Origin of the sequence: Pseudomonas sp. R62 (genome assembly GCF_000257605.1) — a bacterium.
In the GTDB taxonomy this organism is placed as follows: domain Bacteria; phylum Pseudomonadota; class Gammaproteobacteria; order Pseudomonadales; family Pseudomonadaceae; genus Aquipseudomonas; species Aquipseudomonas atacamensis.
Window position 1 is genome coordinate 819,817 of record NZ_JH635998.1, and the last position, 11,663, is coordinate 831,479.

15 protein-coding genes are annotated in these 11,663 nt (G+C 59.7%); all 15 read right to left on the bottom strand.

Annotated features, from left to right (window positions below; all coding sequences use genetic code 11):
- A partial coding sequence (locus OQK_RS05160; RefSeq protein WP_016771427.1) for a phage tail tube protein occupies positions 1–199 on the bottom strand: 199 nt, incomplete at its 3' end.
- 67 nt (positions 200–266) lie between these two features.
- The gene (locus OQK_RS05165) at positions 267–1,763 is read right to left on the bottom strand and encodes a phage tail sheath subtilisin-like domain-containing protein (RefSeq protein ID WP_016771428.1); all 1,497 of its coding nucleotides are present in this window, start codon (positions 1,761–1,763) and stop codon (positions 267–269) included.
- Positions 1,763–1,945 (bottom strand): DUF2635 domain-containing protein, encoded by a 183-nt coding sequence (locus OQK_RS05170; protein ID WP_016771429.1) that lies wholly within the window; start codon positions 1,943–1,945, stop codon positions 1,763–1,765. Before OQK_RS05170 ends, OQK_RS05165 begins: the two co-directional genes overlap by 1 nt.
- Entirely contained in the window at positions 1,942–2,526 is a 585-nt protein-coding gene (locus OQK_RS05175; protein ID WP_016771430.1) for a phage tail terminator protein, read from the bottom strand. The genes OQK_RS05170 and OQK_RS05175 overlap by 4 nt, the downstream gene beginning before the upstream one ends.
- A gap of 173 nt (positions 2,527–2,699) precedes the next feature.
- Positions 2,700–3,728 (bottom strand): hypothetical protein, encoded by a 1,029-nt coding sequence (locus OQK_RS05180; protein WP_016771431.1) that lies wholly within the window; start codon positions 3,726–3,728, stop codon positions 2,700–2,702.
- Between the two features lie 9 nt (positions 3,729–3,737).
- Complete coding sequence (locus tag OQK_RS05185; protein ID WP_016771432.1) at positions 3,738–3,950, bottom strand: tail protein X; 213 nt, start codon at positions 3,948–3,950, stop codon at positions 3,738–3,740.
- Positions 3,943–4,326, bottom strand: a complete 384-nt coding sequence (locus OQK_RS05190; protein ID WP_016771433.1) for a phage tail protein — start codon at positions 4,324–4,326, stop codon at positions 3,943–3,945. The genes OQK_RS05185 and OQK_RS05190 overlap by 8 nt, the downstream gene beginning before the upstream one ends.
- The gene (locus tag OQK_RS05195) at positions 4,326–6,587 is read right to left on the bottom strand and encodes a phage tail tape measure protein (RefSeq protein WP_016771434.1); all 2,262 of its coding nucleotides are present in this window, start codon (positions 6,585–6,587) and stop codon (positions 4,326–4,328) included. Before OQK_RS05195 ends, OQK_RS05190 begins: the two co-directional genes overlap by 1 nt.
- A gap of 128 nt (positions 6,588–6,715) precedes the next feature.
- Entirely contained in the window at positions 6,716–7,297 is a 582-nt protein-coding gene (locus tag OQK_RS05200) for a phage tail assembly protein (protein ID WP_016771435.1), read from the bottom strand.
- A 162-nt stretch (positions 7,298–7,459) separates the two neighbouring features.
- Positions 7,460–7,966, bottom strand: coding sequence for a phage major tail tube protein (locus OQK_RS05205; RefSeq protein WP_016771436.1), 507 nt, complete (start codon positions 7,964–7,966; stop codon positions 7,460–7,462).
- Complete coding sequence (locus OQK_RS05210) at positions 7,966–9,132, bottom strand: tail protein (RefSeq protein ID WP_016771437.1); 1,167 nt, start codon at positions 9,130–9,132, stop codon at positions 7,966–7,968. The genes OQK_RS05205 and OQK_RS05210 overlap by 1 nt, the downstream gene beginning before the upstream one ends.
- Positions 9,133–9,134: 2 nt before the next feature.
- Positions 9,135–9,320: a hypothetical protein gene (locus tag OQK_RS05215; RefSeq protein WP_016771438.1), complete on the bottom strand. Its 186-nt coding sequence runs from the start codon at positions 9,318–9,320 to the stop codon at positions 9,135–9,137.
- 95 nt (positions 9,321–9,415) lie between these two features.
- Positions 9,416–9,871 (bottom strand): phage tail protein, encoded by a 456-nt coding sequence (locus OQK_RS05220; RefSeq protein ID WP_338000591.1) that lies wholly within the window; start codon positions 9,869–9,871, stop codon positions 9,416–9,418.
- A 98-nt stretch (positions 9,872–9,969) separates the two neighbouring features.
- Entirely contained in the window at positions 9,970–10,515 is a 546-nt protein-coding gene (locus OQK_RS05225; protein WP_016771440.1) for a DUF4376 domain-containing protein, read from the bottom strand.
- Between the two features lie 11 nt (positions 10,516–10,526).
- Positions 10,527–11,663 (bottom strand): phage tail protein (locus tag OQK_RS05230; RefSeq protein WP_177318470.1); only part of this gene is annotated, 1,137 nt, incomplete at its 5' end.

Consider the following 11,663-nt stretch of genomic DNA (forward strand, 5'->3'; position numbering starts at 1 on the left):
CGATCAGCTTCTTCAGCGGGAAGTCGGCGGTGTGCAGCGCGGTCACTTTGAACGACGGTGCGATGTCGGTTTCCTTGTAGAAACCGGGCACGACGGTTTCACGTTTGACGGCCATCAGCGGGGCTTCGCAGCCGCCATTGATGGTCAGTTGTGCGCCGTCGACCTTGACGTAGCAGGTGCCTGCAATCAGTTGACCCATGGTGTTTCTCCCTTCAAAAAAAAAGCCCACGCGAGGTGGGCTGCATGCTTAACGCCGACTGCGCGGATCAGGCCGCGTCGTCGTACTGCAGACGGAACTGGTTGAGCAGTGCGAACACGCGCAGGCCGTTGATGTAATCCGGCGGGAACAGCACGTTCACGCGGCTCGGGTCCTGCACGTCGCGCTCGACGATCAGGTGTTCGGCGAACAGCTCGGCGTTCTCCACGTGGCCTTCGAGTTCGAGTTTGGCGTACTGCGCGATCAGCTCGCCGCGAATGGTCGCAGGTGTGACGATCGGCTGGCCGGCACCGAAACGGGTGCCGTCGGAGGCCAGTTTGTGGCGGCCGTATTTGCTGGTGATCACGCTTTGCAGACGACGCACGATGAACGCCGACTGGTGCATGGTTTCGCTGTCCAGATAGGAGTTGTCGGCCTGGCCGTAGGCGTTCTTCTGGTAGGTGGTGATCGAACGCTGGATGCGCACATAACCGCCTTCGTAGTAAGCGGTGGCGATGCCGTAGTTGAGCAGCGACTGACGCTCGGTCAGGGTGAAACGCTCGCTGGCCGGCGCCGGGTCAACGCCCGGCAGACTGCCGCTTTGCGTCGGACGGCTGGCGTCGGCGGAGATGAACACCGCCGTGCGCGCAGCCAGCGCGGCGGCCTGAACCCAGAACGGTTGCGGTACGCCCGGCTCCAGCGCCTGGATGGTCATGTGCTGATCGTTGCGCGCCTGGCCTGCGGCGACCAGCGTACCGACGGTGCCGCGTTTGGCGCTGTAGACGTGACCAAACAGTTGCTTGGCCCACGACCAGCGACCGGTGCTGTCGTCCATCACCGCTTGCCAGGTGTTGAGGGTGGCCAGATCGGACCACGGCAAGGCGATGAATTCGAATGGCTCATCGCCTAGAGCCGCGACGGCGGCGATCTGATCCGGCACACCGGCGCCGCCGGTCATGGCGGTGATTGCGCTGGTCAGGCCAGCCGGGGTTTCTTCGCCGTTGCTCTTGCCCAGGCGATTGAATTGCAGGCTGATGTCGTTACCGCTGTCGCCGGTCCATTTGGCGTTCAGGGTGACCACACCTTCAGCAGCCGCAGCGCTGACCGGCAGGTCGGCAGTGGCGTTGATTTTCTGCGCCAGTGCAGTGGCCGCTTGCGCGGCGGTGGCGCCATTGACCACGGTGGCCTGCACACGCACGCCGCCGACGTATAGATTGAGCATGCCCGCCTGAGTTGCGGTGCCGGTCAGTGTCAGCACACCTTTGGCGATAGCGCCTTCGGTGTTGTGCAGCGGCAGGCACCAGATCTCGCCGATCGGGTCAGCCTTGCGGAAAGTCTCGTACATCGAGGCGAGCATCGAGCCCTGGCCGCCGATGCTTTTCGCCAGCGCCACGCTGGAAACCAGCACCAGCTTGCCGACTTCAGTCGGGGCAATATTGTCGTTGACCTGGGCGACGATCAAACGGCGCATGGCCGAAGTCGCGCTGTTGGCGGCCGAGTTGTCCATTTCGGCATAGAACAGCGGCACACGAATGTCCGCCGGGATGTTGCTGAATCCGATCGCCATCATTTGGCTCCCTGTGGTTTAGCCGCTTTTGCGGTTTTGAGTGTGATATCCCCGTCGGCCAGACGCCGGCGCCACCAGGCGCTGTCCAGCACGTCACGGCCGGCAGCCGGCAACAGGTCGCCCGCCTCCGGGTCAGGTACGACACGGCCAGCGGCCGGCACTACGGTGATGCGGTTGCTCATGGGGTTACGTCTCCTGAGAAAGTCATTTCCACCCGGCCATCCGGGCCCGGGCGTTGCAGGTTGGGGTCAGCCGGATCGATCGCATCGACCCGCACCGTCATCCCGGTAAAGGACGACAAAGCGTCCAGTTCGCGCTCGTGCCAACTCTCCGCAGGCTGACTCGGCAGATTGCGGCCGAGCTGGAACTCGGCATAAAAACGCAGCCGATAGAACACGCGGCTGCTGTTGGTCGAGACCATCTCGCCGCCGTCGTAGGCGATGGCGCTGTAGGTGGCATCAGGTTTGAAACCGACCAGCGCGCGCCACAGTTCGGCGCGCAGGTCGTGCAACAGATCCAGCGCTTTTGTAGCGTCGGTGGCGTCAAGGGCCAGGACGATTTCGAAGCGATCGCGGATTGGTTGGGTGGTGAGGTTTTGGGCGGTGCTGTTGCTGGCCAGATCGGCGATTGGCAGCACGTGGGCCGAAGGTGTTGGCAGATCCGGGTTGCCTTGCAGCAACGCCAGATCGACACCCACCGAAATGTGATTGGCAAGCCCAGGGCATTGCCCACGCAGTTGCGTGAGGATCGGGGTGATCTTCATGGGGGTGTTCCAGAGTTGAGTCAAATGCGGTCTGCAGATCGCTGCAAACACCTGTGGGAGCGAGCTTGCTCGCGAAAGCGGTGTATCAGTCGAATCGTGTTTTGAATGACAGAATGCATTCGCGAGCAAGCTCGCTCCCACAGGGATCTTCACCGCTGTGAAATTGAGGTGAATCAGTCTTTGGAATCGGCCTTCGGATCCAGGCACGACGCATCAATCAGGCAGCGATAGCTGTTCTCGCGACTGCCGCTGGCGGTGACCTTGTCGATCGACCAGCGTCCGCGCATGAAGTCCGGCCAGCTCTCATCGAGCAACAGCAGACCTTCGGCCGCCAGGCGCGGATCGCCCGGGCAGGTGATTTTCACTTTGTACTTGTGGCGCAACATCTTGCGTACTTCGCCCTCGGCTACTGCGATGGCATCCGCTTCGCTGGGCTGCTTCTGGCGCAGCGTCTTGAACGGCGCTACGCCCGTCTCGACCCAACGCAACACCCCGGCCGCCGCATCCCAGAAACAGGTCTTGCAGCCCTTGGCCTGCTCGCGGGCCGATTCTTCCAGCGTGGCGCTGATGAATGCGTGATCACCGGGACGATTGTTGTGGGTAACCGAGAGCGTCACGTCCGGCAGAATCTGCCCCGACAACGACTTGGTCTGCCCGGGCCGCGCCAGCACATAGACATCGCCATACGGCTTGGCGACGACGTTGTATTTTTTCGCCAGACGCGTGACAAACCCCATGTCGGTCTCGCTGGACTGGTCGATGTGCTCGATGCGGATCAACGACACCTCGGGCGCAACCCGTGGCGAAAAACCGTGCGACTCCACCAGCTTGCGAAATAATCCACCCAGCGTCGTTGGCCCATGACTGACGGTGCGGCGCTGCTTGAAGCCCGTTTCATCATCCTTGCTGAACGGCGCCGCTGTGGCCACCAGCGTCAGGCGAAACGGAAACAGCGTCGGCGTCAGGCGCGTCACTTTGAACAGGCCTTTATCGACCATTGCGGTTTCTCGATAACCGACTTGCAGGCCAATTTTTCCACCCAGACTCGGCAGCCCTTCAAGGCCCTCGAGATCGATGGTCAGCGTCAGCTGATCGGACTCGAAACCGGCGGCATCGATGTGCTCCCAACTGATCAGGCGTTGATTGAGCAGGGCCGCGTTGGCCCCGTAGATATTTACCGCGGGCGTAAATCCCAGTGCCATGTCACCTCCTTAATCCCAGGCCGTTACTGCTTTGACCACGGCGGGTTTCACATCCAGTTCCGGCAGCACGATCCACACGCCAGCGGGCAGAATCGGCCCGTGTTCGGCCAGGGTCGGGTTGAGCTTCCACAGCGCTTCTTCGGCAGCGTCATCACTGCGCCCGGTTTCGCGGTAGAGCAGCAGATTCACCGAATCACCGGCCACGCTTCGTGCTTTACGCATTGTTGAACTCCGCCAGTTCGATGACCCAATCGACTACCATCGCCGTACCGTCATCGATGATCTGGGTCTGGGTTTCCTGAACGCTACTGATCCGCCACAGGCCCCAGTTTCGACCAATCCCGTCGATCAACGGCAGCGGGGTGCGCAGCGCCTGCAAAGCACGCAATTCATCGAGCCGATCCATGGCTACGGCGTACATCGACTTGCCGGTAATGGTCAGGGTTTCCGGTTTCTGTCCGGTCTGGCTGGACTTGGGTTTGCTGGTGAGGATCTGTATCTCGGTCCAGCCGCCGTCAGACTTGCGCAGCAACTGGTGGTACGCAAAGTTGCGCGACAGGCCGAAGATGAAATTGCCCAGTGCCATTTGTTGTTTCATCAGGCGACTCCATCGGTCAGGGCTGCGTCGCGGCGGGTGGCGAGGGGGTTGGTACTCATTGTCGACATGAACTGAGTACTGAAATGGTTTTGCATCACTTGAGAGATCACCGCGCCGACTTTTTCCGAGCTGGCGATTTCGCTGCCGCTGATCTGAATCGACGGCGCATAGGTGATCTGCTGGTTTTGCGTCTGAGCGTTGCTCAGGTCCTTGGCCACTTGCGCGGGAGGCGCGAGTTTGTCCTCGGCAGGCTTGCCCCATTGTTCACCGACGTAAGAACCGAGCATTGCGCCCAGAGTCCCACCGAGGAATGTCCCAATACCGGGCGCAATGAAAGTACCGATCGTGGCGCCAATGGCAGTGCCGGCCAGCTCGCCGGCGGCACCTTTGACCGCTTGGTCATCGCCTTCGCGCCAACCTTTCAGTCCGGTATAGGCCGCGTGCGCAATGGCCAGCGGCGCTCCCAGTTTTACCGCCGGCAGCGCTTGGGCGATTTTTGGCATGACCTTGGCGCCAACGCTTTCGACCAAGGGCATAAGCTTGGCAACGGGCCCTTTGAGTCGCGATACCATCTCGCTGTTGCCCAAGCCATCGGTGAACAGTTTGAAGCCCATTTTGATGTCATCAAACAGAGGCGCGACCTTGGCCGTGAGCCCACCCAAACGAGTGCTCCCACTGGCGCGTGGAACTGTCGTGCGCGCCGATGTTCTGGCCGGCGTGCGTCGACCCGGTCGACGACCCGCTCGTTTGTTTTCCCGCCCGCCATCAGAGACATCGTCATCGACGATGGCATCAGCAATATCCGGGGGCAATCGCGTCGTCGCCAGACGTAACAGCTTCGCGGAAACGGTGTCGATGACTGACGCAACGCCGGTTTTCAGCGCCCCGCCAACAAAAGGAAGAGCAGCGGCACCAAGCAGAACCAATCCTGCAGTAAGGGCCGGGAAAGCCTGCGCCGCAGTACTCACGCCATTGGCCAGCGCGGTGAGCACCACTGCGGCACCATCGGCCAACGGCGCCAATGCCGTGCCGAATGCGGTGGTCATCCGGGTCAGACTCGCATCGAGCGCATTCCAGCGCCCTTGCGACGTATTGCCAAATACTTCGGCGGATTTCGCGGCTGCCCCCGAATCGGCGCCCAGTTCCGATGTCGCGTATTGGCGCTTGTCGGCCACTTGGGAGAACGCGGTTTTTACATCCTCTGGTTTCTTCAGCAGTTCAAGAACTCTGACGTCGTTTTCGCCAAACAGCGTCTTCGTCAGTGTTGCCCGTTCTTGCAGCGGTTGTTTATTGAGTGCAGCAAGCACCGAGTTGATGGCAGCGGGAGCGTCCTTGCGCATCTCTCCTGCCAACGATTCGGGATTCAACCCTAACTGGCTCAGAGCCGTACGTTGCTCCGTCGATACATCTGCGCCCTTCGCCAGCAGCGATGTAATACCCTTCAACGCGGCGCTGGCGCCCTCCTTGTCTGCGCCACTGTTGAGCAGTGCCGCCGCAAACGCGGCCGCTTGTTCCGGAGTCATACCGGCAGTAATTGCAGCCTCGCCGGAACGTTGCACGACCGAACCGATGTCGGCGGCCTTGGCATCCAGGCCACTATTGCCGAGATAGCTCGTTGCATCGGCCAGATCCTGGCTCTGATAGCGATCCAGCTTCAGCGATGAACGCCAGGCCGCCAACATCTCGCCAGCCGTTTTGACGTCCATACTGAACGCCGCTGCGTTGATCGCGGCATCACGGGAGAACCACTTCAGCTCGTTCGCCCGTTGCTCACCCTTGGCGCCATCGGCAATACCGGATCGTGCTCCGGAGACTTGAACTTGCAACAGGTCAGCGTTGGTGGCACCACTGGCCGCCACCTGTTTCTCGCTGGCGAGTTCCAGAGTGCTTTGTGAATGCGTTTGCAGTTGGTCGTTGCTCATCTTGAGCAACTGATTGAGTTCAACCAGCGCAGTCTCGTTGGCCATCGCCGGCTGCATCAGCTTCGGCGGCGGACGCTGCTCGATCCCGGCGTTGAGTTTAGACTTTGGTTCGCTCGTCGCGGCCGGTGCAGCGCCAGCCTTGAATAGCGATTGCTGGCTTGCCAACAACTCGCGAAGCCTGATCTGTTCCTGGGTCAGCAAACGAATATCCACGCTTGCCAACGCGAGCGTCACATTCAAATCCTGCAGCGGTTTGCCGAGGTTGTCGGGCAACGAAAATCCGTCAGTTGCATTGCCGCTCTCACCGGCGTACGTGAGCGCAAATTTGCTCTCTGCCATGCCGCTCTACTCCTGTTTCACGCCAAGGCGAGTGATTGCTATGTCGTAGCGGCGCAACGCCTTTTCGGCGTCCCATTCCAGAATCTCCGCTTCACTTACCGGGTAAATGAGCGGGACGATATCGAGGATTACTTCGATGTCGCGTTCCGAAAGTAGGCCGCCGGCTGGTTTAAAAAATCGTCGATGCGCACCTGCAATTGCGTCCAGTCGGGGACGGTCAGCTGGGCCAGATCGGGGATCATCAGGCCCGTGCAGTGGGCAGTGATGAATTCGGCGCGTTCCTTGGCCGTTTTCAGTTTCTTCATCACTTTGGTTGCGCGCAGCACGGGCATTTCCAGGCTCAGCGAGTCGACGGTGCGGCCGGTTACGGCGAGCGGCTGCAGCAATTGCACCTGGTCGGGATCGTTGGATTTCTCCGCGTCCTCGATCTGGTCGAGAAAGTACGCACTCGGCCGGGTCGACATCTCATGGACGTACTGGGCGATGCTCACGTAGTCCGGGCGCTTGAGCTGATCGAGTTCCTTGACCGACAGGCCGGTGGCGAGCAGCGCCAGCTCGAAGAACTGATCGTCTTCGTCATCGCCGGCGCGTTCCAGCGCTTCTTTCTGTGCGGCGTAGAGCAGCGGTTTGAGCTGGATCGATTCGATCTGCGAGCCATCGTCGCCGGTGATCGGTGACAGCAGTTCGTGTTGGGGGGGCATCCACGGCATGTATGAATTCCTTGGTGATTCTTTGGGAATTTTGGAATCCCTTGTGGGAGCGGGCTTGCCCGCGATGAGGTCGGCACTTCCAACATTGAGTTGATTGACCCATCGCTATCGCGGGCAAGCCCGCTCCCACAGGTTTTGTGTGTGTGTGGTGTGCTGCCGGGTTTACGGCATCAACACCGCACGCCGTGCATCACCGAGGATGTCGACGCCGTTGAGGACGAACTTCTGCGTGCGCACGTCGATGTCGATCACCGGCACGCCGTTTTCAAGGCGGTTGTAGGTGCGGCAGGACAGTTCCAGATTGGTCTTGGGTTTCTCGCCCATTTTCACCGCGGTTTCCTCAAGGGATTTCAACTGGCCGCCGACGGTGTGGTAGGTGAACCAGGTATTGCCGTCCTGATCCTGACCAGCTTCACGCACGTTCAGCAGGATGTCGTCGCCGAGCTTCACGCCCAGCGCCAGCAGCACCTCGGCGCCGAGGCCTTGAAGGGTCAGCTTGGCGCTGAGCGCTTTGCCGCCCTTGGCCATTTCTTCGACGATGAAGCGTCCGCCGCGCATCTCTTCCATGTCGAATTCGATTTTCGGCGGGGTGAATTCCTCAACGGTCGCCGACAACGGCAGGCCTTGCAGGGTGGCCGCGATGGCCTGTCTTACGCGGTTGGTAAACATTAGAGAACGTCCTCCAGGAACTGCTCGATGATTTCATCGCGGGCGTTGAGTTGATAAACCATGTGTTCGTTCGGCGCGTAGCGGCCGTAGTCGATGACCACGTACCAGGTGCCGTTCTTGTACTTCTCGACGCTGTTGAGTTCCGGGTGCAGATACACGCTGCCGCCAGGAATGGTTTCGTCGGCGACCAGGGTCTGCAGCCAGTCGTTGATGCGCTTGACCTCCTGATCCATGAAGGATTTGGTGAGGTTCTTGGCCATGGCTTTCTGGCCGGCCTTGACCAGCTTGCGGCTGATCGCATCTTCGAGGCCGACGTAGCTGATGAACTTGCCGGTGATCGAGCGGTTACCCAGCAGCGAGAAGCCGCCGAGCACGGTGCGGGCGTAGTAGCTGACGCCGTAACGGTTGAGCAGATCGCCTTCGGTGGACGTGTCGAGGATGTTGTACTCGACGACCCGCGAAACGTCTTCGGCGAAGGTCACTTGGTTGCCCGGGCTCTCCCATTGCTTGACCTTGGCCAGCGCGGCAATCGCCAGACTGGAGGGGGACAGGAAGACGTTTTTCTTCGCTGCTTTCGAATACACGGCAGGCATGTTGTGCACCACCAGGCAACGGTCGAAACCGAGTTCGGCGCCGCCGAGTTCCTGGCTATACAGCACCTGATCGGCCACCGAGACATCCTTGCCGTCCAGCACTACACGGGCCTTGATGCGCTTGCCGAACGCGGCAAACTCACCGGCCACCGCTTTAGTGCCGGTGAAGCCCGGCGCGCCGATGATGGTCAGGTCTTCCGGGACACTGCCCAGCGCCGCCAGACCCAGCTTGCGGCCAGTGGCCGGCTCGACACCGCCAATCACATTGTTGACCGTGTCGGCCGGCGTCGCGCCTGCCTCGACGATGACTACGTACACCGGCACCTTGACCACTTTGAGGATCTGGTAAACCGCGTGATACAGCGTGCCCTCTTCCGACCCAGTCGGATCGAGCAGCGCATGGGTGGTGAAGCTGTTGATGCGAAACGGCGCGTTTCGCGGAATCAGCGGATCGGCTTTCGGCGCAGTGCCGACCAGCCCGATGACGTTGTCACCCAGGCCACCCATGGCCTCGGGGGATTCAGTGGCATTGACGGTAATGCCGTTGTGCTCGAAGTTCAGAACCTCAGCCATGTTCAGTCAGCCTTCTTGGCAGCGGCCTTTTTGGCCTGGGTGATAGGGGGTTTCGGCTCAAGTCGACCGGCAAAGTGCAAGGCACTGGCCTCGACGTCGAGCAGATCGAGTTCTTGACCAACGCTCGACCAATGCCCACCTCCGGTGGGGAATGGGACGAGCACGGTGTAGGTTTGGCGGGTTGCCATGTGTAGTTGCTCCAGAGACGAAAAAGCCCCTTCATGGAAGGGGCCAGGTAGATGATCAGCCGATAACAAAACGCCCCGACGATGCGGGGCGCTTCTTATTGCGGCAGGCCGGCGAGCCATGTCGGCGCAACCGGCCGGTGTTCGCTCAACGGCAATTCGCCACCGGCCGGCCAGATACGCAAGTCGTGACGATAGGTTTGCAGCTCAATGTATTGCGCTGGAGTCAACAGGGTCGGCCAACGCTCGATTTCGTCACGGTAGCGAGTTACAACGCTGTCGGTGGCTGCAATCTGCATGTTGCGCCAGGAGCGCTCATAGCCCTCCAGCTCTTCAGGTGTTGGCCCCGGTCGATCAGCCAGCACCGGATAGCCCTCTTCGTTCATGACGATCATTTTGCCAAGAGACAGACCGTTCAATAGCTCAAGCCAATATTCGCGAGAAATCTCAACGGCATCGCTTGGTATTTCCATATGAATGGAAGGATCGTAGAAACCTTGCATTGATGGTGAATAAAACATGGGTTCTTCCTTGTTTGATGTTTGAAAATCCAATCCGCCGATTTGGGCGGCCAGGTGTGAAAACGCCTCACGGTGTGGGGGCGCTTAGTAATGCACTGCAATAGGTTGGCGCGACATCGATGTCGGCGAACTTAAGCTCTGAGCAGCAACTCAGCCGGCAGCGACGCTGGCCACCCCTCTTCAAGCATGGTGGAGGCGAAGTTTCCCGCCTCAACGGCATGAAGCAGTGTCAGTTCCCGGTCAAAACATGCCTGAACATGTGCGCGGACCCCTTTCGCAATGGCGAGAATCTGCTCCGCGTCGATATCGACGAAACCATCGAGAGTTTTGAAGTTGCAGCGATACTGCGTCTCGATGATCGCCGAGAGGCCCGCGCTGGCAATCAGCGCCTGGCTATCGCGTGTCGTCTCGATGTACAAACCGTCAACCTCGACGCCTGCGGTTTCCCGGCGAAAACGTTCTGCAGCAATTAACTGCGCAAAGTCCACCTGGAGCTCAAAAGGGACTTTGGTAAGAGTCCCGTCGATCAGACGCCATTGCCCCGTCAAGTCCGTCGCGGATTGAAGCCAGAGTTCTTCACTGATGCCTATCGCCCCTTCTGGAATATCGCAAATTCCCAGAATCAGGCGCTCCCTGATATGACCCGACTCATCGAATGTCATGTATTTGTTAGTCATTTGTTTTCCCCTTAGCAACCAATTGCGAGCCATCGAGTTGAAGTTCCGGAAGAAGATCGAACCGTAAAGCCCGCCTTGTTCAGCGCGCCCATCGCAACGAAGCCGACGGATCCGGAACCGGGGGTATAGTCACTGAGCGCCACGGCTGACAGCGCAGCAGTAGGAAACGTGAGAGGAAAAGCAATGGTTTGGTCAGCTGTATTAGAAACAATGCTGTACACCCCCCACTGAATAGTGAAGCCACCCAGCCAGGACGGGAAAACGCAGTAACCGATGCCGCTTTTCTGAAACTGAAAGCCCCACGTCAGTTTTTTCGGCGTGACGATAACGCTGTCATCGGCACCAGCATTGGTCTGTGCCAAGGTGGCAACTTTTGCTGTGCCTTGATTCGATTCGGATGCTTGCTGTGCCAGAGCGGTCAGTCCTGCTACATCAAGGCTTCCGCTATTGATCGGGGCGTTCCAGGCTTTAATGCACCACATTACCGCAAGGTTGCGTGGACGGGTTTCTGCGGAGGTGCGCGCCACCCTGGAAGCATCAAAGGAAACGGCGTGATAGGCGTCCCTCTGACTAACCGGGTTCGGTGCGGTGTTCAGGTTCGTTCTGGAAAAGGCGCCACTGGCTGAGGTGATGTCCAGATATCCGTCAAAGACACCGGTAATATTCTGCAGGCTGTCTAATTGACTGCTACCGATTGCCCGGCCGGCATCCACCCCGCGCCCATGATCCCAGCCACGAAGAAACTCACCACGCGATTCTGGCAAGCGGAAGTTGCCTGCTCCTTCGTTTCCCTTGTTGTAAGTGGTACCGAGAAAAGCCGCCAGATCCGGATAAGCCGCAATGCTCTGCACACTACCGTCGAGCTCGAGATATCCAGGCGCTACGATACCTGTCGGGAAAGCTAGAACAGCGCCCACTGGAACGGCAGACTTCAACCGTTCAACTTCCTTCGCCAGCGCGGCGACATCAATGGTTCCCTGATTGACCGGAGCGTTCCAGGCTTTGATGCACCACATCACGGCGATGTTACGGGGGCGGGTTTCACTTCCGCCGCTTGATGAAATATAGCTCTGCCCTCCTCCGGAACCCGCGTACGCCGCACCGCTCCCACCGCGATCACCAGCCGCTGAGTTGACAATTCCAAGTAC